This is a genomic window from Pseudomonas sp. BN505 (assembly GCF_029873175.1).
GTDB classification, from domain to species: Bacteria; Pseudomonadota; Gammaproteobacteria; order Pseudomonadales; family Pseudomonadaceae; genus Aquipseudomonas; species Aquipseudomonas putida.
In genome coordinates this window covers 97,805-123,706 of record NZ_SSOI01000029.1, presented here as the reverse complement: position 1 = coordinate 123,706, position 25,902 = coordinate 97,805, and the positions used below count along the sequence as shown (strand labels likewise).

General features: G+C 62.7%; 23 protein-coding genes and 1 pseudogene. 13 read left to right on the top strand and 11 right to left on the bottom strand.

All coding sequences use genetic code 11. The annotated features are described in order from the left end of the window. From icmH to E8E78_RS07640, 5 genes and pseudogenes are all read left to right on the top strand, one after another. A partial coding sequence (icmH, locus tag E8E78_RS07660) for a type IVB secretion system protein IcmH/DotU (RefSeq protein ID WP_280337098.1) occupies window positions 1-720 on the top strand: 720 nt, incomplete at its 5' end. Between the two features lie 13 nt (window positions 721-733). Continuing rightward, entirely contained in the window at window positions 734-2,911 is a 2,178-nt protein-coding gene (gene tssI / locus E8E78_RS07655; protein WP_280311657.1) for a type VI secretion system tip protein TssI/VgrG, read from the top strand. Continuing rightward, window positions 2,911-3,662: pseudogene (locus tag E8E78_RS07650) on the top strand (DUF4123 domain-containing protein); the annotation flags it as partial. The gene tssI and the pseudogene E8E78_RS07650, both read left to right, overlap by 1 nt. Window positions 3,663-3,706: 44 nt before the next feature. Continuing rightward, window positions 3,707-5,887: a T6SS effector BTH_I2691 family protein gene (locus E8E78_RS07645; protein ID WP_239669864.1), complete on the top strand. Its 2,181-nt coding sequence runs from the start codon at window positions 3,707-3,709 to the stop codon at window positions 5,885-5,887. Further along, window positions 5,887-7,035, top strand: a complete 1,149-nt coding sequence (locus E8E78_RS07640; protein WP_114942395.1) for a DUF6708 domain-containing protein — start codon at window positions 5,887-5,889, stop codon at window positions 7,033-7,035. The genes E8E78_RS07645 and E8E78_RS07640 overlap by 1 nt, the downstream gene beginning before the upstream one ends. 5 nt (window positions 7,036-7,040) lie before the next feature. Here E8E78_RS07640 and E8E78_RS07635 read toward each other — a convergent pair whose 3' ends face one another. The 6 genes from E8E78_RS07635 to E8E78_RS07610 form a co-directional block, all read right to left on the bottom strand. Beyond that, entirely contained in the window at window positions 7,041-8,321 is a 1,281-nt protein-coding gene (locus tag E8E78_RS07635) for an OprD family porin (RefSeq protein WP_059396364.1), read from the bottom strand. A gap of 183 nt (window positions 8,322-8,504) precedes the next feature. Continuing rightward, entirely contained in the window at window positions 8,505-9,680 is a 1,176-nt protein-coding gene (locus E8E78_RS07630) for an MFS transporter (protein WP_280311656.1), read from the bottom strand. 66 nt (window positions 9,681-9,746) lie between these two features. Continuing rightward, entirely contained in the window at window positions 9,747-10,271 is a 525-nt protein-coding gene (locus tag E8E78_RS07625) for a gamma carbonic anhydrase family protein (protein WP_049275351.1), read from the bottom strand. A 12-nt stretch (window positions 10,272-10,283) separates the two neighbouring features. After that, window positions 10,284-11,474: a CaiB/BaiF CoA-transferase family protein gene (locus E8E78_RS07620; protein ID WP_049275352.1), complete on the bottom strand. Its 1,191-nt coding sequence runs from the start codon at window positions 11,472-11,474 to the stop codon at window positions 10,284-10,286. A gap of 24 nt (window positions 11,475-11,498) precedes the next feature. After that, complete coding sequence (locus tag E8E78_RS07615) at window positions 11,499-12,428, bottom strand: hydroxymethylglutaryl-CoA lyase (RefSeq protein ID WP_280311655.1); 930 nt, start codon at window positions 12,426-12,428, stop codon at window positions 11,499-11,501. A gap of 98 nt (window positions 12,429-12,526) precedes the next feature. Beyond that, window positions 12,527-13,438, bottom strand: a complete 912-nt coding sequence (locus E8E78_RS07610) for a LysR family transcriptional regulator (RefSeq protein ID WP_049275354.1) — start codon at window positions 13,436-13,438, stop codon at window positions 12,527-12,529. A 267-nt stretch (window positions 13,439-13,705) separates the two neighbouring features. Here E8E78_RS07610 and E8E78_RS07605 point away from each other — a divergent pair, with 267 nt between their 5' ends. From E8E78_RS07605 to E8E78_RS07575, 7 genes are all read left to right on the top strand, one after another. After that, entirely contained in the window at window positions 13,706-15,034 is a 1,329-nt protein-coding gene (locus E8E78_RS07605) for a hypothetical protein (protein ID WP_016499852.1), read from the top strand. Between the two features lie 32 nt (window positions 15,035-15,066). Beyond that, on the top strand, window positions 15,067-17,298 hold the full coding sequence (locus E8E78_RS07600; protein WP_059396369.1) for an Ig-like domain-containing protein: 2,232 nt from the start codon (window positions 15,067-15,069) through the stop codon (window positions 17,296-17,298). Window positions 17,299-17,313: 15 nt separating this feature from the next. After that, window positions 17,314-17,787, top strand: a complete 474-nt coding sequence (locus tag E8E78_RS07595) for a curlin (protein WP_059396370.1) — start codon at window positions 17,314-17,316, stop codon at window positions 17,785-17,787. A 16-nt stretch (window positions 17,788-17,803) separates the two neighbouring features. Next, on the top strand, window positions 17,804-19,249 hold the full coding sequence (locus E8E78_RS07590) for a curlin (RefSeq protein ID WP_049275357.1): 1,446 nt from the start codon (window positions 17,804-17,806) through the stop codon (window positions 19,247-19,249). Between the two features lie 250 nt (window positions 19,250-19,499). After that, window positions 19,500-20,147 carry a DNA oxidative demethylase AlkB gene (gene alkB, locus E8E78_RS07585; RefSeq protein ID WP_059396010.1) on the top strand — a complete coding sequence of 216 codons (648 nt, stop codon included), beginning with the start codon at window positions 19,500-19,502 and terminating at the stop codon, window positions 20,145-20,147. 167 nt (window positions 20,148-20,314) lie between these two features. Then, window positions 20,315-20,602, top strand: coding sequence for a hypothetical protein (locus E8E78_RS07580; RefSeq protein ID WP_016499857.1), 288 nt, complete (start codon window positions 20,315-20,317; stop codon window positions 20,600-20,602). Between the two features lie 86 nt (window positions 20,603-20,688). Further along, on the top strand, window positions 20,689-21,303 hold the full coding sequence (locus E8E78_RS07575; protein WP_016499858.1) for a Yip1 family protein: 615 nt from the start codon (window positions 20,689-20,691) through the stop codon (window positions 21,301-21,303). Between the two features lie 20 nt (window positions 21,304-21,323). Here E8E78_RS07575 and E8E78_RS07570 read toward each other — a convergent pair whose 3' ends face one another. The 5 genes from E8E78_RS07570 to E8E78_RS07550 all read right to left on the bottom strand — a co-directional run bounded on the left by E8E78_RS07570 (window position 21,324) and on the right by E8E78_RS07550 (window position 25,290). After that, on the bottom strand, window positions 21,324-21,584 hold the full coding sequence (locus E8E78_RS07570) for a DUF1652 domain-containing protein (protein ID WP_041167745.1): 261 nt from the start codon (window positions 21,582-21,584) through the stop codon (window positions 21,324-21,326). Window positions 21,585-21,770: 186 nt separating this feature from the next. Further along, window positions 21,771-22,697 carry an AlkA N-terminal domain-containing protein gene (locus E8E78_RS07565; protein ID WP_049275358.1) on the bottom strand — a complete coding sequence of 309 codons (927 nt, stop codon included), beginning with the start codon at window positions 22,695-22,697 and terminating at the stop codon, window positions 21,771-21,773. A gap of 85 nt (window positions 22,698-22,782) precedes the next feature. Next, complete coding sequence (locus tag E8E78_RS07560; protein WP_016499861.1) at window positions 22,783-23,670, bottom strand: pirin family protein; 888 nt, start codon at window positions 23,668-23,670, stop codon at window positions 22,783-22,785. 96 nt (window positions 23,671-23,766) lie between these two features. Beyond that, window positions 23,767-24,639, bottom strand: a complete 873-nt coding sequence (locus E8E78_RS07555; RefSeq protein WP_232861703.1) for an alpha/beta hydrolase — start codon at window positions 24,637-24,639, stop codon at window positions 23,767-23,769. Between the two features lie 21 nt (window positions 24,640-24,660). Next, window positions 24,661-25,290 (bottom strand): LysE family translocator, encoded by a 630-nt coding sequence (locus E8E78_RS07550; protein WP_049275361.1) that lies wholly within the window; start codon window positions 25,288-25,290, stop codon window positions 24,661-24,663. A gap of 124 nt (window positions 25,291-25,414) precedes the next feature. On the opposite strand from E8E78_RS07550, the gene E8E78_RS07545 reads away from it, so the two are divergent. Next, complete coding sequence (locus E8E78_RS07545) at window positions 25,415-25,894, top strand: GNAT family N-acetyltransferase (protein ID WP_016486745.1); 480 nt, start codon at window positions 25,415-25,417, stop codon at window positions 25,892-25,894. Window positions 25,895-25,902 lie beyond the last annotated feature (8 nt).

Genomic DNA, 25,902 nt, shown 5'->3' with positions numbered 1-25,902 from the left:
GGTTACCCCGCCGACCCGGAGTTCCAGCTGCGGGGCGGCTTCGCAAACCTGATGCTCGACGCGGCAAGCCCGCTGTTCGGGCTGGTCATTCGCCTGCGCACCCTGGATGACCTACCCAACCTCGCCTACGTGCACAAGACCGTGCAAAACCAGGTCAGCAACATCCGCGAAGAAATCCAGCAGCACGGGTACCCCATCGTGCACCAGGAAGTCTATTCCTATGCCCTGTGCCTGTACCTGGACGAGGCCGTGATGAGCCGACCGTGGGGCAACAATTCGTGCTGGAGCCACCAGCCGCTGCTCAGCATCTTCCACGACGAAACCCAGGGCGGCGAAAAGATCTTCGTGCTGCTCGAGCGGGTCATGCAGGCGCCCAGGGAATTCCAGGATGTACTGGAGTTCCTGTACTACTGCTTCTGCCTGGGCCTCAGGGGCAAGCACGCCCTGGACCCCAAGTGCGAAGACATCATCAAAGCCTTGATCTCGCGCATGCACACGGTCATCCGCGAACTGCGTGGCCCTACGCCGCAAGAGGTGTGCGCCCCCTACAGCAACGTCGTTCATTGCCCCCACCGCCCGCGACGCTGGGAGTGGCCCTGGTGGAGCCCGCTGGTGATCTCCGCCGTCGCCATGGTCTGCGCTTACAGCTACTACAGCTACCGCCTCGACCTGCTCACTGCCGAAGTCCTGGAATCGCTCAACGCGATTCTGCAGCAGTAGCAGGGGCCGCCATATGCCTAGCCAATCCGATTTGCGCTTTACCTTCCAGCCGCTGGCTGGCCGGAGTGAGTTCGAAGTGGTGTCGTTCGAACTGGACGAAGCCATCAGCATGCCGTTCCAGCTGAAGCTGGAACTGGTCAGTTTCGAAGACGATGTCGACTTTGGCCAGTTGCTCGACAAGCCGGTGCTGTTCACGATCTGGCGCGGCGAGCGCCCGCTGCGTTACGTGCACGGCCTGGTCAGCACCTTCAGCCAGGGTGAAACAGGCTTGCATCGCACCCGTTACCGCGCCCTGGTCGAACCCGTGCTGGCCCGCGCCGGGCTGCGCTCGAACTGGCGCATCTTCCAGCAGAAAACCGTGCCACAGATTCTCGAGATCATGCTCAAGCGCCAGGGCATCACCGGCTACGAGCTGAGAAGCATCGACAAGCACGAGGTGCGCGAGTTCTGCGTGCAGGCCGGTGAAACCGACCTCGACTTCATCGCCCGCCTGGCCGCCGAAGAGGGTTTTGTCTACCGCTTCGAGCACACGCCAAAACTGCACAAGCTGCTGATCACCGACCGGCTGCTGGGGCTGGGGCAGATCAGCCAGGGCGCCATCAAGGGCGATGACGAGGACGAAGTTTTCTTTGACGACGACACCGACCCCAACCAGGTGCTGTACCACGCCAACAGTGGCGGCAACCAGGCCAGGCCGTGCCTGCGCCGCCTGCGTTACAGCGAGCAGGTACGTACCGCGCGCCAGGTGCAGCGCGACTACACCTTCACCCACCCGGCCTACCGCCAGGAGCAACGTGCCGACGGCAGCGACCTGAAGCACCAGTCCACCACGTACGAGCGCTTCGACTACCCCGGCCGCTACAAGCGCGGGGCGGTCGGCGCCCCCTTCACCGCCACCCGCATCACAGCCTGGCGCCATGACGCCCGCATGGCCGAGGTGGAAGGCGACGATGTACGCCTGCAGCCGGGGCTGAGCTTCACCCTGATCGAGCACCCGCGCGAAGACCTGAACAGGCACTGGCGGGTAACCCGCGTGCACCACGAAGGCACCCAGTTCACCAGCCTGCAGGAAGAGGCTGCGGGTGCCCGGCAAGGCACCCGCTACACGCAGGCAGCCGTGCTGGTGCCCGGCAGAACCGAATGGCGCCCGGCGCCGTTGCCCAAACCGCGCATCGACGGCCCGCAGATGGCGACGGTGGTGGGGCCCAAGGGCGAGGAGATCTACTGCGACCAATGGGGCCGGGTGAAGGTCAGCTTCCCCTGGGACCGGGAAAGCCAGGACAACGAGTTCAGCTCCTGCTGGGTACGCGTGTCGCAAGGCTGGGCCGGCGGCAGCTGGGGTTCGATGGCCATTCCGCGCATAGGCCAGGACGTGATCATCCAGTACGTCGACGCCGACCCGGACCAGCCGATGATCACCGGGCGCACCTACTGTGGCAATCAGCTGCCGCCGTATGACCTGCCAAAGCACAAGACGCGGATGACCATCAAGAGCCAGACCCATAAGGGCGATGGCTTTAACGAACTGCGTTTCGAGGATGAACTGGGCAAGGAGGAAGTGTTCCTCCATGCCCAGCGGGACCAGAACAACATCGTCAATCACGACGAAACCACGCGGGTGGGCAACGACCGCACGGAGCGCGTGGAACGGGACGAGACAATCTCTATTGGGCAGGACCGTCGCGAAGAAGTAGCCCGTGACGAGTCCGTCGGCATTGGCCAGAACCGGGTACATGAAATCGCCAACGACGACAGCCTGAGCATCGGTCGCACCCACAGGATCACCACAGGCAAGGATCGAATCGAACAGGTAGGCAACCACCGCCAGGACATCACCAAGGCCAACCACACGGTAGAAATCGGCGGCCATCTGGAACAGGTCGTGGCCGGTCACAACAACCTGAAAACGGGTGAAGCTATCCGGCACACCACCAAGGTCTATGACATTCAGGTCAGCGAAAGCCTGACGATCAGGAGCCCGGCGGGCCTGCTGCGAATCGATGGCGCCGGTATCACGCTGGACGGCCTTGCGCTGTCCTTCAAAGGGCCGGTCAACCAGCATGCTACGGGTAGCAATCGCATCACTTCAACTTCTGGTGTACCTGAGCCCGGCGAACCTATTTGCCTCAGCTGCCTGCTGAAAGCGATCGCCGACGGCCACAACATGATTCGCATGGAAGCAGCAAGCTGATGCCCAGCCCATTTGTCAGAGCGATGGTCGAGGTGCTGCGAGCATCCGACCGTTACCGCCTGAGCGCCATCGTGGAAATGGCCAATCTGACTCCCGAGGTGCAGGAAAGACTGACCGGGTACTACGCCGACCGATGCTGGCCACTGCTGCAGCAAGCACAGTTCAGCAATCTGCGCACAGCAGGCCCCTGGTGTTTGGTTCGCGCCCGGGCTCGGATGTCTCGGCCCAGTATGATTTTCAATGGCAACTTGAACAGGGTGCAGCGGGCGCAGTATGCGGCTGGATAGTCAGCGCCCTCCCTCCCGACCGGCTCGCGCGGCATTTAAGCCACGCCAACATCGTCACGGGTGCTGACGGCCATTCGTACCTCCTGCGTTTTCACACCGCTGCAGCCTTGCAAGTGCTGGATACGCACCGTGAACTGCCCGGTGTAAGCGAATGGCTGGCGCCCATCCATCACTGGTGGTCGCCCGTCGCGCACCCGAACAAGCGGTTGTGGCTGCAGATCTCCGGCGGTGATCAGCCTCAATCCTCGCACTTCCCGCCAATCACGTTGAACGAAGCGTGTTGGGCCGAATTGGCGGGTGAGCCGCTGAGCTATCAGCTTGCCGAGTTGCTCAAGGGCGAGCCGTCCTGCACTGCCCTGGCTGCCGCTTGCCACGGCACGCGGGTTGGCTTGATCCAGCACTACCTGGATCAGGCACGCGAGCAAGGCCTGGACCGTGAGGACGATCTGATCAGCTATGTGCTCAGGAACTGCGCCCATTGTTCAGCCCTTCCCCGCTGACCCCGCGCATGCTCGACAACTACCGCCTGCTTGAAGACGAGTACCGCAGCAGCCTGCCTGCGATCGATATCGCCCGCTTCATCCAGCCCTCCGACGCCCCACCGCAGCCCCACGTGCTCAAGCATGACCAACTGAGTTGGGTAGCCGACTTCAAGGCCCAGGGCGACACAGATCTGCAGGCGCTACTGGACCTGCAGCCGTTCAACAATGACCAGATCGTCTCGCCGCACGCCTCACGGCAAGCGCTGGCGCCGCTAATGAACCAGACCAAGCCCCGTGGCGCCGCCATCGTCATCGAAGACGCCATCGGCATTACCCAGGAGCTCAACGCCTGGCGCAATGCCGCTGTCGATGATGTGAAGACCAGGTGGCTGGAGCGCACCGTGGAACCCGGCGTGGACAATGAGCGCAAGCTGCTGGTCGCGCAGTCGTTCCTGGAGATCGAAAAGCTCTACCCGCAGATGATGGCCGAGCAGATCGTCAAGCGCGAAGTCATGACCGAGAAAGTACGTAACCAGCCTCACCTGCATGCGGAGATCTACGCCTTTTCCGAACGGGCCAGGCAGCAAGCCGATGCCCATGACGAACGCATGAAGCCGCACATGGCGCAGTTCGAGCGCGATGTCCGCGCCAAAGTCCAGGCCCGTCAGGAGGCTGGCGAGTTCAGCAAGAAGTTCGACCAGAAATACGGCCACCTGGTCGACCGTCCAGCCATGCACGATCAGCTCGAAGCCTTTGAGCAGGCCATGCAACACGCCCAGCAAGCGGCAGAAGACCGCGCCAAGGACCATGCCCGCTGGGTAGTCAGCGAACGGTTGCTGCAAGCGCTGGACCGCTACGACAACGCCGACCTCATCAACGGCCTGGCCTTTGCCGAGCAGACCGGCCAGTGCGTGATCGGCATGGAGTTGAGTGAATGGGGCACCAAGGTGCTGGACCACTGGTGGCGTAGCGACGTGGCCGACCGGGGCAACCTGGCAATACGCGGCATCAGCTACAACCAGGATGATCTCCGAGAGGAGCTTGCGGCGCTGCTGGAAGCCGCCCAGGCCGAACCACCGGCAGAGTCGTCGTTCGTACTGCGCGAAACGCTCGCCCGGCAGGCACACATCGCCGCGAATGCGTTCGGGCGTATCAACTTGCTGTACGAGGAATTGCAGAAGAGCAACAACACCGCCAGCATCGGCCTGCATGCGTGGTATGTGGCGCTAGGGCGACAGGTACTCCGAACCGGCGCCCCCAACAGTGCAGACCGAGCGCTGCATCACGGTCTGCGCTTAACGTTGTTTGCATCGGTGCACGAGACGGCGGTCGACATTCGTCTGAGCGACGCTGCGCGCAGCGGGCAACCCATTGACCCACAACGCAGCGGTGGCCAGATTGCGCGCTATCTGGATCATGCCTGGGCTGAAGGCTTGATGCAGGCTGACGGTCAGAAGAGCGACTTCTATAAAGTGCGTGCCGCCGGTCTGGTCTGCCTGCTGGAAGGCATGCTGATGGCCTTCAAGGCTCGCGAGCTGCCTGACAGTGATGCACGTATCGAGACTGAACTCTGGGCGGCCGCGATGACCACGGCAGCGGCGGGCTTCGAGATTGGGGCCAGCTATGTGGACCAGGTGGTAACCCGATACGGCGCCAGAAGTGCGACTGGCAGAGGTGCTGCGGCGACCTTGGGGAGGTTGAAGCTTTGGGGGGCTGGATTAGCCGGTACTGGAGGATTGGTATTGGCGTGGTGGGATTTCGCCGATGCCGATAAACACATCCGTGAAGCCCAAAACAAAGAATTAAGCTCCCGAAACATAAGGCTGGCCTCCGCGTACAGGGCTCGAGGCGCGGCGACGATAGCTCTTGCTCTCGCTGAAAGCGGAACAGCAATTGCTATGGCAAAACCTTTTTTTGACCACCTATCCCATAGCGCCAAAACTAAATTTGCAAGAATGCTGGCATCCTCTATGGGTGAGCTGGCAAAAAAACTGGGAACCCAAGTTGCGCGCGTTCTGCTCGCACGCTTGGTAGTCGGAGCTTTTTGGATAGGTCTCGTCCTGACGATCGTAATTTACCTCCTTGAAGAGGATGCATTGGAGAAGTGGTGTAGGCGCTGCTGTTTCCGAATAGGAAAAACAGCAAAGCCTTATAAAGAACACGAAGAATTGAAGGAGCTTAATTCGGCTTTCAGCGAGGTCTTGTAGTGTATCTAGTCGAATGGGGTTTCTGGCAGATGGCAATCGAGTCTGAGGCTGCGCGTAAGGCGTACGTAGCGGAAATGACGCCAGTAGAGAAACGCGCAATGCGGGACTTTTATGAAGGTGACTTGGAAGAGGGAGTCCATTTTCGGAAGGTGAGCGAAAACCCTCGCGCACGCAGCCCTGTTTACTCCTTCAACGAAAATTTCCTTGAGATGCGTTGCGGCGGATCGGAGGAAAAACGTGGCTTGATCACAATCATGACGCTGGGAGGACTAGGGCCAATCCTATATAGCGGCGTCACAATAACCCTGGGATCCGTTTATCTTTACCTTTTCACCAGTAGAGATCCTGCTGTCATCGACATCATCATAATGATGCTGATGTCTGTCATGGACGGTGCTATTGTTTATTTTTATCTAAAATACGGCCTTCGCTTAACGCGGTTGGAAATGCTTACTAGCCGTCACCTACTCATTCGCTTCAATCGAGCAACCCAACAAGTTCACCTACATCGACCGAAATACTGCGGCGGCATCGTCACTTTCCCCTGGAAAACAACCGGAAGCACAGCCATTGACCCAGAAGATGACTCACTCAGCTTGGGCATGCGACTAGGGCTAGTCTGGCACCCCAGCCGCACCGGCCTTCCCCACATGGAAATGGCCCTACTCGGCAAGCAAGGCCAAGGCGGCAGCGAACTGCGTGACGAGTGGGAATTCATCCGCCGCTACATGGAAGAAGGCCCCCACGCCGTCCCCCGCCCCCGCCTGAGCACACAGCTACCATCACCCATCCAGGCATTCAGCGCCCAGTTCGAGGGGCTTGGGCGTTTCTTCCGCAAAAGCAGCTGGTTGTTCAAAGTCATCCTGCTGATGGTCTGGCCCGCTTTCGTCATCGTTGGCACCGGCCACTGGCTCAGCCTGCTGCTGTGCTGGCGACCGCGCTGGCCGAAAGTAATCCGCGAGGCCGGCTTGCCCGGCAAGCCCGTCCCACCCGTGACCACCCTCAGCGACTACCCACCCGCAATCCAGGAGCGCCTGCTCGCCAATGCCTACCGCTGGCAGCTCAAACCCGGCAAACGGCCTGAGAAAAAGCCACGTAAACCACGCAAGTCCAAAGCGCGAGAAAATCCGGCCAACCTCACAGAGTGATTGCGTCAGAAATTCAACGTATACCCCACAATCACGCGGTTCTCATCCGCTGCGTCGGCAAAATTCGAGCGCATGCTCGCATTGCGCCAACGCAGCGACACATTCCTGAGCGCCCCCGACTGCACCACGTAGGTGACATCGGTGGTCCGCTCCCACTCCCGCCCTTCTCCGTCGCCAGCCGCCAGCGCCCTGCCCTTGGCGCTGGCGATGCGCTGCGGGTCCACATTGTCGCCCTTCACATAGCGCACATTGAACGTGAGCCCTGGGATGCCCAGCGCAGCGAAGTTGTAGTCGTATCGCAGCATCCACGCCCGTTCATTGGCCAGGGCAAAGGTGCTGACCTGCTGTTCGCTGAACAGGTAGGTATCGGTGCCACCCACGTAGGCATATGCCGTATCGCCGCGCACTTTCTGGTAGCCACCACTGAACGTGTGGCCCTGAACGCTGTACCCGGCGTTGGTACTGAGGGTCTGGTTGTCGACTTCGCCCAGCAAAGCCCGGCCCTGCTCGCGTGCGTTGAACCAGCGCCACTCGGTAAACACATCCCCGGGCCCTAGGCGCGTCTTGAACTTGAACCCGGCAAAATCACGCCGGAACAGGTCTTCGAGCGTGCTGGTGTGAAGGCTGAGGGTGAGGTTGTTCAGCGGCTGGTAATCGACACCGCCGTAGTACAGCCGGTCACTGGTTACCGTCGCCGGGTAGGCCCCTTGCTGCGCCATGGCGGTCAGGTCCTCATAGTCGGTGGAGTCGCGCAACTTGGTGGCATCCACCTGCAGCAGGGTGAACGTGAACCGGTCCAGGTCCTTGCTCACCAGTTGCGCACCGTTGAACCACTGGGGGAACAAGCGGCTGTTGTTGGACGCCAGCAATGGCAGTTGCGGGCTCAGGCCGCCGACTTTCAACTCGCTCTGCGCCAGCTTCGCCTTGAAGGTGACCACCGCCTTGGCATAGTCGTCCGCGGCGCGTTTGTCGCTGCCACGTGGCAACAGGCCGGTGCCGCTACGGTCGGGTGAGGAATCCAGCTTGAGCCCCAGCATGCCGGCTGCATCCAGGCCAAAGCCGACCAGACCGTCGGTGTAGCCAGACTGCAGGCGCAGCATGAAGCCCTGGGCCCATTCACCGCGCCGCGATTGCGTGGCGCTGTCACCGTGAAAGTCGCGGTCGAAATAGAAATTGCGCAGTTCCATGCTGCCACTGGCGCCATCGATGAAGCCGGCCTGCGCGTTTTGACAGGCGCAGCAAAGCGCCCCGAGCATCAGCGATGCTCGCCGGGAAAGATTGATCATGGGTGTGCCTGGTTCTTGTTGTTGTTTGAAGACTCAGCGCCAATCAGCTTCGGGGGTTGCGCACGTAGCGCATCACCACCAGGCAGGCGATCAGGATCAGCGGGGCGATGGACAGCATGCCCATGGAGTCGCTGCCGGTGAGGTCATTGATCTTGCCCACCATCACCGGTGCGACGATGCCGCTTAGCTGCCCGACCGAGTTGATCGCCGCAGTACCGGTGGCAATTGCCAGGCCCGAGAAGGTCGACTGTGGAATGGTCCAGAAGATCGGGAGGCGATGAACGTACCTGCAGTGGCCAGCACCAGCGCGGCCATCATCGCCAGCGACGAGTCGGAATACAGGCACGCCAGCAGGTAGCCCACAGCTGCCGCCAGCAGGCAGTACACCAGGTAGCGCTTGCGCTCGCCGGTACGGTCCGAGCGACGGGTCAGCAGCACCATGCCGATGCAGGCCACCGCGTACGGCAATGCCGACAGCACACCCACCCAGAGCATGTCCTGCACACCTGATGACTTGATCAGGTGCGGCATCCAGAAGTTAAGGCCATAGGACGCGGTTTTGATCACGTAGTAGATGAACGCCATGATCGCCACTTCACGGGTCAGCAACACCCGCCAGATCGAGCCGAGAACCGGCTTTGCGGCGCGTTTGTCCTGGGCCAGGTTTTCCGCCAGCAGGTCCTTCTCCTCACGGCTCAGCCATTTTGCCGCTTCGATGTCCCGGTCCAGCTTCCACAGCACCAGCAGGCCCAGCACCACGCAGGGCAGGCCGGACATCAGGAATAGCCAGTGCCAACCGGCGAGGCCCAGCACACCATCCATGGTCCCCAACAAGACACCTGCTGCCGGGCCACCCACCGCACCGGCCAGCGGCACGGCCAGAAACCACAGGCCATTCATCTCCGCCAGGTGCTTGCGCGGGAACCAGCACGCCAGGTAGAAAAGAATCGCCGGGCCGAAGCCAGCCTCCATCACCCCGATCAGAAAGCGCAGGAAATACAGGGTGTACTGGGTATAGGCAAACACCAGCGCCGCCGTCGCCAGGCCCCACGACACCATGATCCGGCAGATCCAGGCCGGTGCCCCGTAGCGCTTCAGGCCCAGGCTGCTGGGCACTTCGAACAGCACATACCCCACGAAGAACATGCTCGCGGCCAGGCCGTAGGCGGCGTCGGTGAGGCCCAGTTCCTGCTGCATCTGGGCTTTTGCGAAACTGATGTTGATGCGGTCGAAGTACGAAAACAGGAAGCAGATGATGGCCAGCGGCATGATGCGCCAGGCCACGCGGCGGTACAGCAGCAGTTCATTGATGTGGCTGTCGTTGCGCTCACGCGCCAGTTCGCCGGTCATGGCAACCATGGTGGATCTCCATTCTTGTAATTATTGGAGAGCAGCGACGCCTTCTTGGGCGTCGCCAGCGGGTTTTCAGCGGATACGGATCAGTTTTTCCTTGAAGCTCTTGCCTTTTGCGACGTACTCGACGGCGTTGCGCTGCATGCTGGCGATGGCTTCGGCCGTCAGTTCGCGCACCAGCTTGGCGGGCGCACCCAGGATCAGCGAGTTATCGGGGAACACCTTGCCTTCGGTGACGATGGCGCCAGCCCCGACCAGGCAGTTGTTGCCGATGACCGCGCCGTTGAGCACCACCGCCTGGATGCCGATCAGCGCGCCATCACCGATGGTGCAGCCGTGCAGCATGGCCTGGTGGCCGATGGTGACGCCCTGCCCCACCGTCAACGCAAAGCCGGGGTCGGCATGCAGCACTGCGCCTTCCTGCACATTGCTGTGCTGGCCGATGCGGATGGGTTCGTTGTCGCCCCTTAGCACGGCCTGCGGCCATACGCTGACGCCTTGTTCGAGGGTCACGTCGCCGATCACTGTGGCATCCTCTGCCACGTACGCCTCCGGGTGCAGGTTGGGGGCCAGGGTGTCGTATTGGTAAATCGCCATCTCAAACCCTCCTCAAGCTGCGTCGTCGGTTTTCAGCACGCCGGCCGCGCACAGCTCGGCAATGTGCGCATCGCTGTAACCCAGTTCACGCATCACCTGGCGGGTGTGCTCGCCAATCCGTGCTATCGCACGGCGCGGCTGCAGGCGCTGCCCGTCCAGTGACAGCGGCAGCAACGGCATGGGTGTGTGGCTGCCGTCTTCCAGTTGCAGGTCGGCCATACCGCCGCTCTGCTGCAGGTGGGGGTCGTCGAACAACTCTTCCGGGCGACGGATCGGCGCAAACGGGATGCCGTTGGCCTCCAGCTGCAGCGCCAGTTGACCCGCTTCCAGTGGCGCGAACACCTCGGCCAGGTGCGCCAGCAGCCGTGGCCGTTGCAACACACGGTCGTTGTTGCTGGCCAGTGTCGGGTCATCGAGCAAGGCAGTCTGCCCCAGTACCTGGCACAGCGCGTGCCACTGCCCTTCGCCGGTGGCGGCGACGAACATCTGCTCGCCACCGGCGAAGGTGAACACGTCATAGATCGCCCAGGCACTGATGCGGTTTGGCATCGGCGCTGCAGCCTCGCCGGTGACTACGTACTGCTGCATGTGCTGGGCGGCCAGCAACACGCAGTTCTCGTACAGGGCACTTTGTACCTCGCGGCCGCTGCCGGTGGTGTGGCGGTCGTTGAGCGCCGCCAGTACGCCAATGGCGCCGAACATGCCGCCCATGATGTCGTTCACCGAGCTGCCCGCACGCAACGGGCGGCCCACCGGCCCGGTCATGTACGCCAGGCCGGCCATCATCTGCACCACCTCGTCCAGCGCCAGTCGGTTGTCATAGGGCCCGCTGAGAAAGCCTTTGTGCGAGGCATAGATCAGCCGCGGGTTGCGCTGGCGCAGCGCGGCGTAGCCCAGGCCCAGCTTGTGCATCCGACCAGGTTTGAAGTTTTCGATAAACACGTCGGCAGTGTCGATCAATTGCAGCACGGCCTCGCGGCCCTCGGCCGTTTCGACATCCACCGCGATGCATTGCTTGTTACGGTTGAAGGTGCGGAAGAAGCCCGCCCCCGCACCCAGCAGCCGGCGCGTGCCGTCGCCGCGCACGGGTTCGATCTTGATCACTTCCGCGCCAAGGTCGCCGAGGATCATGCCGCAGGTCGGGCCCATCACCATGTGGGAAATTTCGACGACACGGATGCCGTCCAAGGGAAGTCTGGACATCGTGGTATTCCTCGTTCAGGCAGGTCAGGCGTGGCCGGCAGCGTAGGCGAAGTTCAGCGGTAAACCGGCGCGGGCGATGCAGCCGTAAAGGGGCTCGCCCGGCAGCGCCTCGCTCAGCACCTGGCGCGACTCGATCAGTGCAGGCAGGTTGATACCGGTGGCGTAGCCCATGCTCTGCAGCATGAACACCAAGTCTTCGGTGACGGTATTGCCCGACGCGCCCGGTGCGAACGGGCAGCCCCCCAGGCCAGCCAGGGAGGCGTCCAGCTCGCGGATACCCTGCTGTACAGCGACCAGGCTGTTGGCCAGGGCCAGGCCACGGGTGTCATGGAAGTGCGCGGCCTTGAGGCGCTCACCGGCAATCGCCCGTACCGCCTGGAGCACCGTTGCCACCTGGCCCGGGTTGGCGTAGCCAGTGGTGTCACCCAGCGAGACAAGGTCGCAACCGGCTTCGATCACGTGGCGGGTCAGTGCACACAGGTCGGCCAGCGGTACTTCGCCCTGACGGGTGCAGCCAAATGCGACCGACATGCCGGCAATGACCTGTACATCCTGCAGGCCCATTTCAGTACGCACTTGGCACATGCGCCCCAGTTCCTCGACCATTTCCCTGGGCGTGCGGCGCACGTTGGCCAGGCTGTGCGCCATGCTGACCGATACCGGGGCGACGATGCGATGGGCGCCAGACTCAAGTGCGTCCCTGGCGCCGCGCAGGTTCGGGGCCAACACGGTTACCTGCAGGCCCGGGTATGTGAGGGCGTGGGCCACCACTTCGCGGGCATCGGCCATTTGCGGCAGCAAGCGTGCTGGTACGAACGAAGCGACCTCCATGTGGCGCACGCCAGCGGCGTAGGCGGCGTCGATCCAGCGGCGTTTGGCGGCGGTTGGCATGATCGTCTGCAGGCTCTGCAGGCCATCGCGCATGCCGACTTCGTTGATTGTTATTGTTATCATCACGGTCTCTCTATCTGAAGCGTTGCGCCAGACTAAGAGCTGGATGACGGGCAGAAAAGACGTGTTTCACGGGCTGATCCATCGTCAGCCACGATGGATCAGCCCGCGACCTGCCAGGCCGGTGCACGCAGCAACAGGTGGTCAAGCAGGCGCCGTGCCGACAGCGACAACGTGTGCCGGTCGCGCATGCAGATAACGAATTCGCCAAGCGCCCAGTCGTCCGTCAGCGGGATGACCCGCAGGTCGAACAATCCCGCATAGCGGGCCACGGCCTCTTGCGGGAACACCGCCAGGCCAAGCCCGAATTGCACCAGGCGGTATGCCGCGTCGAACGACGATACATACGAGCGAAAATGCAGCTCCTTGCCGGCCTGTTCGGCGCTTTTACGCATGAAGGCGTTCAATGTGGCGAAGGCCGAGAGGCCCAGGTGGTCGTAACCCAGAGTTTCCTCGAAAGCAATCTGGCTGCGGCCGGCCAGCGGGTGATCCGCCGCAACGACCACGGCCAAGTGATCCTGCCGGTACGCTACGAATTCCAGGTCACCCACCGCCATGGATTTGCGGCAGATGCCGAGGTCTGCATTGCCCTCGGCCACACCACGAACGACATCGGTGCTGAAGCGCTCCTCGATATCGGCCTGAATCAGTGGATTCTCCAGCATGAACGCCGACAGCTCTTCGGGCAGGAACTCCATGATCGACGACACATTGGCCAGCACCCGCACATGACCACGCGCACCTTCGGCGTATTCACTCAGCTCGCTGTCCAGGCGTTCCATGGCGCGGGTCATTTCCCGGGCATGGCGCAGCAGCGCCAGCCCCGCTGGGGTGGGCTCCACGCCGCGCTTGCTGCGCTTGAGCAAGGCGGTGCCAAAGCGCGCCTCGATGTCTGAAATACGTTTGCTGACGGCGGAAGGCGCCATGAACGCGCGCTCGCCAGCGCGGGCGATGGTGCCTTCTTCACAGACAACGATGAACAGGTTCAGGGAAAGGTGGTCGAGGGGTTGCATCGCTTGGCTCGGCAGGGGAATGGGACCGCCGATGCAATGTAGCAAAAACCGCATTTGCTTCGAAAACCGGGTTTGAATTACTGGCCCCAATCCCCAACCTTGGGGGAACGTAGCCCACCGCCAACCGCTCGCAACATATGCCGCTGAGAAGCACGACCCTTTGTCCCGCAAGGCCTGCGACACAATTTTCAAATTGTGGCACAGCTCTTGCCGATCTCCTCCCAGACGCCCCAAGTCCATGGGCCCGTTTGCAGGAGGAATTGACTCATGCACCGACCGATACCCCACCCGCTGGCAGTGGCGATTTTCGCCGGCATGCTCCAGCTCCCGGCGCAGGCTGCCTTGAATGCTGTCGATCCAGGCGCCTACGTGCCCGCCAACGGCGGCTTCCCCGCCTGGTACCAGGACAGTCACGGTCGTACCCTCGACCTGTGCCTGACCAAGGCGGTGAGCTCCAGGGTTGCCGGCGCACCCGGCGCACCGTCTTACATGTGCACGCTGCTGCCCACGCCCGGCGTGTTCGACGATACCCAACCCATCGTCTTTCCCACCAATTTCCCTGACGAAGCGTTCTGGTTCACTGCCGACGCTGCCATCGTCGACGCCGCGCGTGGCATCGACCTCAGCTACGGCACCGCGATCGAAGCGGCATTTGCCGCCGAAGAGCCGGTCGAGGGTGACCAGGTCAGCTTCGCCCGGGTGCGTATCCGGGTCGACGTTCCCACCGCTGGCACCTACGTGGTCACCCACCCCTATGGCGTGGAAGTGTTCGATGTCCCCGCCGCAGGGCGTAGGGCGATCAACATGACCCGCGACATCGGCATTGCCGGGGCAGGCGATTTCACTGGTGCGTTGAAGGGCGATGTCGGGCCGTTCCTGCGCAGTGTCAACGGCCCCTACACCGAAGGCAACGAGCGCTTCATCGGTGACCCGAACCTTGAAGAACGGGTGACCGGCAGCCCGTTCAACACCAACTTCGTGCGCATCGAAGGCCCGGGCGGCATCGACCTGCGCACCGAGCTGTTCGCAATATCGGGCAAGCTCTCGACCGTTGCCCTGCCTACCCCGCTGATGCCCCAGCGCAGCACCTACTCACGGCACACCGAGAACGGCGACCTGCGTGCCCAGCAAGACATCTTCGTGATGGCCCCGCCGCCACCGGCCAGCGTCACCCTGACCAGCCAGACGCCCAACCTAAGCCTGACCGAGGCCAACGCAACTGGCGCCTGGTACGCCCAGTCGGCCCTCAACCCGGCGGCCGGTACCATCGTGACCCTGACCGCCGACAACAGCGTGGCCATCCCGACCAGCAGCCTGACCACCCGCAATGTGCCACTGACTGACCTGGTCACCATCACCCAGGCCCAGTACCGCCTGTCCACCGGCGAGCTGACCCTGGTGGCCAGCACCAGCGACGAAACCACCCCGCCCGTGCTCACCGCCCATACCGGCAACGGCACGTTGATCGGCAACCTGGGCGGCACCGGCGCCGTGAAGACGTTGAGCATGTCCCTCTCGCCCATCCCGCCGGCCAAGGTGCAGGTCACCAGTGCCAATGGCGGTAGCGACACCGAAGACGTGGTGCTGGTGCCATGAACAGACAAAGGCTCAGCCTTCAAGGAGGCCGCATGAACACTTGGTCGCGCCGTGCGCTGTTCGCCGCCGGTTTTTCCCTCACCGTTACCAGCGCCGCCTTTGCCGCGTTGTCTGATGTAGACCCGGGGCCCTACACCTTCGCCACTGGCGGCTACCCGATGTGGTACAAGGACAGCCTCAACCAGTCGCTGGAACTGTGCCAGTCACGTGCGACCAGTACCCGGGCGCCAGGCGCACCAGGGGCGCCGGCCTACATGTGCACCTTGCTGCCCGAGCCCGGTATCTATGACGACGCCCTGCCGCTGGTATTCCCGGATAACTGGCCACCAGAGATGTTCTGGTTCCTGGCCGAAACCTCAATACCACAAGTGGGCAACAGCGGTTATGAGCTGGAGGTCTACGTTGCGGGTATAGAGGCAGCCTTCGCTGCTGAAAACCCGGTAGACGGTGATCAGCAAAGTTTCGCCCGCATCCGTATCCGCGCTTCGGTTCCACGCACCGGTACCTACACCATCACGCATCCTTACGGGGTGGAAACGGTCAACGTGACCACGGCAGGTCGCCGGGCGATCAACATTACCCGGGACATAGGCATTGGCGCTCCGGGCAACTTCCAGGGGGCGCTGGCGGGTGCGATCGGCCCTTGGCTGAAGGGGGTTGGCGGGCCTTATACCGAGGTCAATCCTGACACTGGTTCCACCGAAACCTACATCGGTGACCCCAACATCACCGAAGCGGTCACCGGTAGCCCGTTCAATACCAACTTCGTACGCATTGATGGGCCCGCCGGCATCATCCAGACCAACGCATTCACAGTCTCTGGCAAGGTGCTGGACCAACGTGCGCAGACCCCGGTGACCCTGGAGCGCGCCACCTACTCACGCAGCGCCACCGGCACCCGTACGGAAGTCTTCGCCAAGGCGCCCATAGAGGCCAGCTTGTGTATGCGCAATGGCCTGGCATTGGTCGGCACCCCGCCTTCACCGTGCCAGTTCACACTCACCGCCGACAACAACGGGCTGTTCTTCCATCAACAGTTCGGCCAGGACGCACCACCTGCAATCGTGGTGGTGACCGCCAGCAACAACATAGGCGGCACCCAGCCAACCGCACTGTCGAGCAAGCTCACCGACGTGGTCAAGGTCAGCACCGCACGCTACGACTGGGCCAACAAGCGCCTGCTGATCGAGGCCAGGTCCAGTGACGAAGTCGCTATCCCGGACATGCTCGCCCAGGGCTACGGCCGCCTGTCGAAATCCGGCACGCTGCAAAGCATCACGGTCAACGACGTGGCACAACCGCCAGCTACCGTCACTGTCAAGTCTGCCCATGGTGGTACTGACGTGGAACCCGTGATCGTGGTCGGCAACGCACCCGTCGAGGCGGCCAACCAGCCACCGCTGGCCCAGGCAGATGTCGGCAGCACCAGCGTTGGTGTGCCGATCACCCTCAACCTGCTGCAAAACGACAGCGACCCGGACGGCAATGTGCCGCTGACCATCAGTGACCTCACCCAACCGGGTACCGGCCTGGGCGGTGTAGTGCTCAACGGTACCACCTCGGTCACCTACACCCCGCCAGCCGGCGCTACGCAACCATTGGTGGCCACCTTCAGCTACCGGGCGGTGGATGCCAAGGGCCTGAAATCGGAACCGGCCACGGTCACCATCAATGTGGCGCCTAACCGGCCACCGGTCGCCAACCCGGAAACCGTCGCCACCCTGGGTGTGCCATTGACCATCAACGTGCTGGCCAACGACACCGATCCGGAAGGCAATGTGCCGCTGGCTGTTGCTGCCGTCACCCAACCGGCTGCCGGCCGCGGCACGGTCAGCACCGACGGCGCCACCGTGACCTATACCCCGCCGGCCACGGTTACGGCGGCCTTCACCACCACCTTCACCTACCAGGCACGTGACTCGCTGGGGGCGTTGTCCACCCCGGGTACGGTCACCGTCAACGTGTCGCCACGGCCCGCCGCCGAAACCTTCGCGGTCACGGCAGCCACCGTCACGGCGCGCTCCAACAACCGTTACAACTGGGACATCAGTGGTACTTCGTCGGTAACCACGGGCAACGTTGTCACCGTCCGGGTCACCACCACCACCGGGGTGCAGACACTGGGCACCGCCACCGTACCGGTTAACGGCCGCTGGCGCCTGGCAGTCAGCAACAGCACCACGGTAATCCCGACTGCCGCGCCGACGGCAACCATCACCACCAGCACGGGTACCACCCGCACCGTCAACGTGGTTGTGCAGTAAAGGCGGGGAAACGCCATGAAACGCTTGTATCCACTGCTGTTCAGCCTGGCCCTGGCGGGCCAGGCCAGCTGGGCCGACGACCTGATGGACAATGCCGACCTCGCGCCCGGCAACGACCTCGGTGAACCGGTGATCATCCGCCTGTTGCCGGTCGGTGCCGGCCAGGCTGCGGTGATCGAGCAGCAGGGGTCAGGCAACCGCGCCGCCATCGACCAGAACGGTCAGGCCCTGCTGGGCCGTATCGTCCAGTCTGGCGGTGCGCAGGAAGCTTACATCTTGCAGGAAGGCAGTGACCTGATGGCCAGCATCAGCCAACAGGGAAATGGCAACAGCGCGTCGATCCGCCAGAGCGGCAGCAGCAACAGCGCTGCCATCGAGCAGATCGGCAACGACAACAGCGCCAGCATCGTGCAGTCGGGCTCGGGCCTCAACAGTTCCGTGACCCAGACCGGCAATGGCCAGCATGTTCAGATCACCCAATATCGATAGACCTGGAGGCACCACCATGTACAAGCTCGCCCCTTTAAGTGCCGCTATCGTCCTGGCCCTCGCAGGTCAGGCCATGGCTGCTGACAGCACCTCGTCCCAGACCCAGGACGGCAAGGAAAACATCGCCGAAGTTTCGCAGACCCAAGCATCCTTCGCCTCGGCCACCCAGAACCAGACAGGCAAGGGGCACAACCACCTGGCGGTGCAGACCGAGAGCACCAGCGATATCCAGCAAAGCGCCACCGGCCAGTACAACGCAGGCTACGCCGAGCAACTGTTCGAGAACGGCAGCCAGATCACCCAAACCGCTGGGGGCAGCTACAACGATGCCTTCGCCAGCCAGTCGGTAGGGCTGAACAACGAATCGCTGCAAACCCAGCAAGGTGTCGGCAACAAATCCACCGTGTGGCAGGACACCCAGGAAGGCAGCAAAGCCACCACCTGGCAATCCGGCCAGCGCAACGAAGCCTTCATCGAGCAGACCTTCGGTGGTACCAACAACCGTAGTACCGTCAACCAGACCGGCCAGGACAACTACGCCGCCGCCGAGCACTTGAACCACGTCGATGGCGACATCCAGGTGTACCAGGATGGCCACGACAACTGGGCCTACGGCGACCAGCGCGAAGGCACCGGTGGCACCATTGGCATTGGCCAGTACGGTGGCGGCAACTCGGTGGAAGTGTGGCAGGACACCCAGGTCGGTAGCCAGGCCTCCGTGGTCCAGACCGGCCAGACGAACGAAGGCTATATCGACCAGAGCTTCGGCACCGCCAACAAGGTCAGCCTGTCGCAGCAAGGCAATGCCAACGCCAGCTGGTCGGACCAGTTCGAGACCAATAACGCGACCGCCACCATTACCCAGACCGGCAACAACAACCTGTTTTTCACCTACCAGAATGGTGAAAACCTCAACCTGACCATCAACACCAAGGGCAATGGCAACAGCATCACCGCCAGCAACTGGAAAGGCGCCAAGATGGGCGGCCAGTTCGGTACCAACCAGAACGCCACCATCAACCAGAACGGCAATGGCAACGGCGTCAACCTCACCCAGAAAGGCGCTGACCAAGTGGCCACGCTAAACCAGACCGGTAAAGGCAACCAGATGTCGACCAAGCAGGACGACGTCAACAACGAGCTGTATTTCGAGCAGAACGGCACCGACAACATTCTGATCGCCGATCAGCGCGGTACCGACAACTATGCCTACGGGAACAGCCAGGGCACCGGTAACTCCATCACCCTGGACCAGTCCGGCTACAGCAACCAGAGCTCTACCAACCAGCTGTACGGTAGCGGCAACGAAGCCACCATCAAACAGACTGACAGCATCAACGTCGCCTACGTGACCCAGGGAGGCCAGGGCAACAAGGCGTTCGTCGACCAGAGCGGTATCGCCCAAACCGCCACCATCACCCAGCTGGGCAGCGCGAACCTGGCCACTGTGACCCAGAAGTAAACCTCTCCCCCCTTGAATCGCGGCACTCCTCTCCCTGGTGCCGCGGTTCCTTTTTCGCTCGCACCCTATGCAACTTCTCGTTCTGCCGGGTATGTGCATTCCCGGTAGGAGCAGCCTTGTGCTGCGAAAGGGCCTGCAGCACCGCCACATCTTTGGGAGGCATACCGGCCTCTTCGCAGCACAAGGCTGCTCCTACAGGGATTGCAATTGCAGGGATACAATGTCCAATCCCTCGAACCTGTGCGATGCCATGATCCAGTCCGATCTAGACCTGTTCGGCCCCCAGCCGCAACGCCTGGCCAACCACACCCTGCTGCTGCCCGGCTTCGCCCTGGCCGAAACCGAGGCGCTGCTCGATGCCCTGCGCCCGGTGCTGCGCGCAGCGCCCTTCCGGCACATGTACACGCCGGGTGGCCTGCGCATGGCAGTAGGCCTGACCAACTGCGGTACGCTGGGTTGGGTGAGTGACGAACACGGCTACCGCTACAGCCCCAGCGACCCGCTCAGCGGCAAGCCCTGGCCCGCGCTCCCCCCGGTGCTGCTCGCCCTCGCCGCCCGCGCTGCGGGCCTGGCCGGCTTCGAGGGTTTCGTGCCGGATGCCTGCCTGGTCAACCATTACCTGCCAGGCACACGCCTGAGCCTGCACCAGGACCGCGACGAGCAAGACTTCGGCCAGCCGATCGTGTCGGTATCACTGGGCCTCCCGGCGGTGTTCCTGTTCGGCGGTCTGCAGCGCGCCGACAAGGCCCGTCGCATCCCGCTGAGCCACGGTGATGTACTGGTCTGGGGCGGCGAGGACCGCTTGCGCTTTCACGGCGTGCTGCCTATAAAACCTGGCGTGCATCCACGCATGGGCGAACGGCGGATCAACCTGACCTTGCGCAAGGCGGGTGCCTGAACAGGACCTGTGGTCTGCCACCCGGCGCAAACAAGATGAATGCACATGAAACACGTTGAACATCTTGGCCAGGCAAGCTTCAAATATTAAGCCGCCTTCTTTTGCCTGGAGCCTGCCATGCCGAACCCGCCCTGCCCATCAAGCCGTTGCGATGGAGCCACCTACCGATGAAGATGCCTGGCCGCGCACCGAATGCCTCGCTGCAGCTCGATTACGTACGCGACACCCTGTTCGGGCCGGTGGCGCAAAGCGTGGAATGCCAGTGCCAGCTTGCCGCCCTCAACCTGCAGGGCCGACCGGGGCTGCGCCTGCATATCTGCCCGCCACTGCCTGACAAGGTCGACCGTGCTCACAGCGTGGCCTTTATCTGGGATGGGCGCAGTTACCATGGCGTAGTCCGGGACAAGGGCAAGTGCGGCGATGGCGGCCTGAACTTGCTTCTGGAACTGCAATAAGCCGATCAACGGCGGCCAAACCGGCTGAACCGGCCCGGTGCAGTATATCTCCATAGCAAAAGGGCCCGTGCCTGCCGGAGAACGCCATGAACAGTCCATTGCTCAAACTCTTCACCCACCCCGCCGACGCCTGGCTGGATATCCGCCGGGCCGAAGAGGACCACCCCCAGCAATACCTGCCGCGCCTCCTGGCCCTGGCATTGATACCCGCTGTGTGCCTGTTTGTCGGTACTACCACCTTCGGCTGGAGCCTCGCAGCCGAGGAGCGGGTGCGCCTGAGCATGGGCAGCGCCGCGCAACTGGCAGGGCTGCTGTATGCCACTACCGTCGTGGGCGTGATGCTGATGGGGGTGATGATACGTTGGATGTCGCGAGGGTTCGATGCGCAGCCCAGCCTCAACCAGTGCATTGGTTTTGCCGCCTACTGTGCCACGCCGTGGTTCTTTGCCGGCGTGGTCGGTCTGGTGCCGATCCGCTGGCTGGCCTTCGCCGCACTGCTCGCCGCCTCGGCTTATGCCAGCGTATTGCTGTATGGCGGGTTGCAGACATTCCTGCGGCTGAAGAAGGAACAGGCGATGCTGTTTGCGACGTGCGTTTGGGGTGTGGGGCTTCTACTCTTGGTGACCATGCTGGTGGCAATGATCCTGTTCTGGTTCAACGGCCTGATGCCGGAATACGTACGCCCGGCCAGCCTGGGCTGACCGGGGCACGACGGGCGCGCTCAGGCAATCGACCTGATTCGCGCCGGGCGGCTGTCACGCAGCGCGTGCAGCTGCCCCACCAGGTGGACCAGATCACGGCAGCTGTTAAGGCTTTGCAGCGGAACCCCGTTCAGGGTCACGCCCTCGTCCAGACTCTGACCCTGACCCAGGCGGATGGTCAGGTTGGCGCCATCCAGGCAGCTGACTTCACAGCGATCAGGCAAGCAGGCCTGCTCGATCATCTGCCGCATTTCCAGCATCGAAACTCCTATCAACGACATGGTACGACCCTCTCTGTGCGATGGCCTGTTGTGAGTGAGTACGCCTTTATCGGGCGGGGCGCCAATTGATATTGCACATGCCCCGGCAAGCGTCCATGCGCGGGGGCAATGATCATGCGGGGAATCCTCTAGCACCTTAGTGGAAGATTGCAGGCATCGGCCGAGTGTTCGAATGCATTGGCCGACTTAACGACGAGCGGTCCCTGCCGACCCCAGCGATGCCCACAGGTGCTGCGCCGCGTAGGCCCGCCACGGTCGCCAGGCCAGCGCCCGTTCGGCCAGCTTCGCGTGATCACCCTCAAGCCGGCGCAATGCCTTGATCAACGCCACATCGCCCAACGGCAAGGCATCAGCAGCGCCGGCCTGGCGCAGCGCCAGGTAGTGCGCACTCCACGGCCCAATGCCTTTTAGCCGGCACAGGTTGCGCAGCAGCTCATCCAGCGCTTGGCCGCGACGCAGCAACCCGGGTTCAGCCAGTAGTGCATTTGCCAAGGTCCCGAGGGTGATGGCGCGCACTCGCGGCATGCCCATGTCTTCGAATTGCGCATTGGCCAATGCCGGCAAAGCCGGGAACAGATGGCTCAGCCCCGCGACCGGCGAACGCAGCGCTGTGCCGTGACGTTGTACCAGCCGGCCTGCCAGGGTCATGGCGCCGGCCACGCTGATTTGCTGGCCCAGCACAGTACGCATGGCTTGTTCGCAGGCATCCCAGCCTTGGGGCACACGCAAGCCTGGGCGCTCGCGGGCCAAACGGGCCATCAAGGGGTCGCGGGACAATTCGGCCGCGATGCGCACAGGGTCGGCGTCGAGGTCGAAGAAGCGCCTCAGTCTGGCGATCAGGCCAGGCAATGCAGTTGAGGGAACGCCTTCGAGGTGCACGCGCAACTGGTTGCGCAAGGGGGTGGCGTGCAAGACAGCGTGGTGGCCGCCAATAGCCAGGGTGCGGCGATAGGTGCCGTCGATGCAGGTCTCAATACCGGGGATGCAGCGGGCAGTCAGGAAACCCAGGGTCGAGGGCCAGTGATACGGTGCACGGTAGCGCAGCCACAAGGTGTGTTGGCCGGGGGTGGGCAATGATCGGCGGACGGCGTGCTGGAGTGTGGGCTTGGGCATGGGCTGATCATGCCAAAGCCCTGGGGTTCAATCCATGCTCAAGAAAGCCGGGGGCGCTTCGCAACCCCAGCTTTTCAACCAAGACTCAGTGCTGAACACCTTCGCGCTCATCCTGCATCTGCCCGAACCGCCCGGCATGGAAATCGTCGAACGACTCGGCAATCTCCGCCTGGCTGTTCATCACGAACGGGCCATAGCCGACAATCGGCTCATCGATCGGCTCGCCACTGAGCAGCAGCACACTGGCACCTTCCAACGCCTCGACAGTGACATCCTCACCCTGACGGTCCAGCAGGACCAGGCTGGACGGGCCCGCTTCACGCTCGCCGTTGATTCGCACGTTACCGCGCAGAACGACCAGCGCGGCGTTTCGACCGGCAGCAACTGGCAGCTGCAAGGACGCCCCGGCATTCAGCCGCAGGTCCCACACATCCATGGCGGTAAAGGTCCGGGCAGGCCCCTGGTGCCCACGGTAGTCACCGGCAATCACCCGCAAGCTACCGGCGTCTCCGTCCAGCGCCACCACCGGGATGTCGCTGCCCAGCAGCGTCTGATAACCGGCGGCTGCTCGCTTGTCACGCGCTGGCAAATTGACCCACAGCTGGACCATTTCCAGCGTACCGCCACTGCGGGCAAAGGCCGGGGAATGAAACTCTTCATGGATGATGCCGTTGGCGGCGGTCATCCACTGCACATCACCTGGCCCGATCAGGCCGCCAGCGCCCGTGGAGTCACGGTGCTCCAGCTCACCCTGGTAGACGATGGTCACGGTCTCGAAACCACGGTGCGGGTGCTGGCCAACGCCGCGCCGCGCAGTGGTCGGGGTGAAGTCATGGGGGCCAGCGTAGTCCAGCAGCAGGAACGGGCTGATCCGGCTGGCCAGGTTGTCGTAAGTGAACAGGCTGCGAACGGGAAAGCCATCACCTACCCAATGGGCGTGTGGGCTGCGGTGGATACCCAGAATGTTTTTCATGAGAAGGCTCCTCTCTTGGCTGGGATAACCTTATCAATGATACCAATCAGACGGTAGACGGGTTATTCGGCATGCATCGTTCCACCTATGGAACAGTCAACCCTGCAAGAAAGCGAGCACCTGCTCGGCCGCCATGGCCGGGTCTTCCTGCATGAAACAGTGCCCACCGCCGACTTGTCGGGCGGTTACATGCCGGTTGAGCGTGGCCAGGCGGTTCACCGAATGAGGCACGAAGGGATAAGTCTGTTCGCCATACAGAATCCGTGTCGGCGTGCTGATCGCTGCAAGGCGCGCCCACATGCGTTTGGGGAATGAACTGAAGATTTCCACTTCCCGGCTGGGCCGGCACTTGAGCACCACTGCATCGCCACAATCGCCGATGGCGTGTTCGACATAAGCCTGCAGCGCCGCATCGGTCCAGCCCTTGAAGATGCCCCGCCCTTGCAGGGAGGCCAGCGCTGCCTCGCGATCAGGCCAGTGGCTGCGGCGGCTGGCGGCCTTGCGCGCCAGAGCATGACGCTGGTGCAGGCCAACCAGTGCTGCCGCGCCCATCACACCCAGCATGCGACGGCTGAACAACACCGGGTCAAGCAACACCGCACGCCCGAACAGCGCAGGTTCAGCGGCCAGGATCAGGCCCGTAAGCACGCCGCCAAAGCTGTGCCCCACGGCAAACCGCGGCACATCGCCGTACTCGCTACGCCCGGCCTGAAAGGCTTCCACTGCCAGCTCGGCCGTGCGGTTCCACCCCCGAAACACCCCACCATGGTCAGTGTCGCCATGCCCCTGGACGTCGCAAAGCCACAGGTCGAAATGTTCGCCCAGGCGCATCAGCAGCGGTTGGTAGGCCAGGCAACAGAAGCCATTGCCGTGCAAAAAATGCAGCAACGGCTTGCCACTGGCCGGGGTTCGCCAACCCCGCAGGGTAAAACCTTCGGCGCATTCATGGGACCAGGGGATCAACTGCATCAGCTTGCTGTACTCGCGGGGCTAGGAAAACGCCGATTCTACAAACAGCAGCGGGTAGAGGGAAATCACCAGCAACAAGGCCATCAGGACATTGAACAGCATCAGCCAGCGCGGGTTTTGCAATACGTTGCGCAGGGCGCTGCCAAACATGACCCACACACCGACGCTGGGCAGGTTGACCAGGGCGAACAAGGCGGCGATGACGATCACGTTGGTCACATAGCCTTGCGCCGGTGTGTAGGTGGTAATCGCACCCACCGCCATCACCCAGGCCTTGGGGTTGACCCACTGGAACGCCGCCGCCCCCCAGAAACCCAGCGGTTTACGGGCGCTGGACGAGGCCGTGCCAACCGGCCCGGCAGTGGCGATCTTCCAGGCCAGGTACATCAGGTAGGCGGCCCCGGTGTAGCGCAGTACCGTGTACAGCGGTGGCCAGGCCTTGAATACCTCACCCAGGCCCAGGCCGACGGCCAGCACCATGACCATGAAACCGACACTGATGCCCAGGGCGTGAGGGATGGAGCGACGCACGCCGAAGTTAACCCCCGAGGCCAGCAGCATGGTGTTGTTGGGGCCGGGGGTGATGGAGGATACGAAGGCAAACAGCACGAAAGCGGTCAGCAGGTCGGCAGAGGCAAGCATGGCGGGCATTCCACTTTCGTAATAGGTGCTGTCACACTAACGGAGTAACCCACCCCAGCGACCGATACAGTTATATTAAATTATTCAGATACACATCACTGTACCGTTAACCCGGATCAAGGAAGCCGTCACCATGAGCCTTACCATTCGCCCAGCCGTTCGCACCGATGCCGAGCAGATCCTGGCCTTTATCACCGAGCTGGCCGAGTACGAACGTGCCCGCCACGAGGTGGTCGCCACCTTGGCCGACATCGAGCACAGCCTGTTCGACGAGGGCAGCACAGTACGTAGCCTGATGTGCGAACGCGATGGCCGGGCAGTCGGTTTTGCCGTGTACTTCTACAGCTACTCGACCTGGCTCGGGCGCAACGGTATTTACCTGGAAGACCTGTACGTCACGCCTGAACAACGTGGCGACGGCGCTGGCCGGCAATTGCTGCGGCACATTGCCCGCGAGGCGGTGGCGAACAACTGCGGGCGCCTGGAATGGAGCGTGCTGGACTGGAACGAGCCAGCGATCGGCTTCTATCAGAAGCTGGGGGCCGAGGCGCAGGACGAGTGGGTGCGCTACCGGCTGGATGGCGAGAAGCTGGCGGCATTCGCCCGCGGGTGACCGCCGGG

What these genes read in the sequence shown, in the direction of transcription:
- tssI (WP_280311657.1), top strand. Translation starts at nt 734, where the DNA reads ATGCCTAGCCAATCCGATTTGCGCTTTACCTTCCAGCCGCTGGCTGGC.
- E8E78_RS07645 (WP_239669864.1), top strand. Translation starts at nt 3,707, where the DNA reads ATGCTCGACAACTACCGCCTGCTTGAAGACGAGTACCGCAGCAGCCTG.
- E8E78_RS07635 (WP_059396364.1), bottom strand. Translation starts at nt 8,321, where the DNA reads ATGATCAATCTTTCCCGGCGAGCATCGCTGATGCTCGGGGCGCTTTGC.
- E8E78_RS07630 (WP_280311656.1), bottom strand. Translation starts at nt 9,680, where the DNA reads ATGGTTGCCATGACCGGCGAACTGGCGCGTGAGCGCAACGACAGCCAC.
- E8E78_RS07625 (WP_049275351.1), bottom strand. Translation starts at nt 10,271, where the DNA reads ATGGCGATTTACCAATACGACACCCTGGCCCCCAACCTGCACCCGGAG.
- E8E78_RS07620 (WP_049275352.1), bottom strand. Translation starts at nt 11,474, where the DNA reads ATGTCCAGACTTCCCTTGGACGGCATCCGTGTCGTCGAAATTTCCCAC.
- E8E78_RS07615 (WP_280311655.1), bottom strand. Translation starts at nt 12,428, where the DNA reads ATGATAACAATAACAATCAACGAAGTCGGCATGCGCGATGGCCTGCAG.
- E8E78_RS07610 (WP_049275354.1), bottom strand. Translation starts at nt 13,438, where the DNA reads ATGCAACCCCTCGACCACCTTTCCCTGAACCTGTTCATCGTTGTCTGT.
- E8E78_RS07605 (WP_016499852.1), top strand. Translation starts at nt 13,706, where the DNA reads ATGCACCGACCGATACCCCACCCGCTGGCAGTGGCGATTTTCGCCGGC.
- E8E78_RS07600 (WP_059396369.1), top strand. Translation starts at nt 15,067, where the DNA reads ATGAACACTTGGTCGCGCCGTGCGCTGTTCGCCGCCGGTTTTTCCCTC.
- E8E78_RS07595 (WP_059396370.1), top strand. Translation starts at nt 17,314, where the DNA reads ATGAAACGCTTGTATCCACTGCTGTTCAGCCTGGCCCTGGCGGGCCAG.
- E8E78_RS07590 (WP_049275357.1), top strand. Translation starts at nt 17,804, where the DNA reads ATGTACAAGCTCGCCCCTTTAAGTGCCGCTATCGTCCTGGCCCTCGCA.
- alkB (WP_059396010.1), top strand. Translation starts at nt 19,500, where the DNA reads ATGATCCAGTCCGATCTAGACCTGTTCGGCCCCCAGCCGCAACGCCTG.
- E8E78_RS07580 (WP_016499857.1), top strand. Translation starts at nt 20,315, where the DNA reads ATGAAGATGCCTGGCCGCGCACCGAATGCCTCGCTGCAGCTCGATTAC.
- E8E78_RS07575 (WP_016499858.1), top strand. Translation starts at nt 20,689, where the DNA reads ATGAACAGTCCATTGCTCAAACTCTTCACCCACCCCGCCGACGCCTGG.
- E8E78_RS07570 (WP_041167745.1), bottom strand. Translation starts at nt 21,584, where the DNA reads ATGTCGTTGATAGGAGTTTCGATGCTGGAAATGCGGCAGATGATCGAG.
- E8E78_RS07565 (WP_049275358.1), bottom strand. Translation starts at nt 22,697, where the DNA reads ATGCCCAAGCCCACACTCCAGCACGCCGTCCGCCGATCATTGCCCACC.
- E8E78_RS07560 (WP_016499861.1), bottom strand. Translation starts at nt 23,670, where the DNA reads ATGAAAAACATTCTGGGTATCCACCGCAGCCCACACGCCCATTGGGTA.
- E8E78_RS07555 (WP_232861703.1), bottom strand. Translation starts at nt 24,639, where the DNA reads ATGCAGTTGATCCCCTGGTCCCATGAATGCGCCGAAGGTTTTACCCTG.
- E8E78_RS07550 (WP_049275361.1), bottom strand. Translation starts at nt 25,290, where the DNA reads ATGCCCGCCATGCTTGCCTCTGCCGACCTGCTGACCGCTTTCGTGCTG.
- E8E78_RS07545 (WP_016486745.1), top strand. Translation starts at nt 25,415, where the DNA reads ATGAGCCTTACCATTCGCCCAGCCGTTCGCACCGATGCCGAGCAGATC.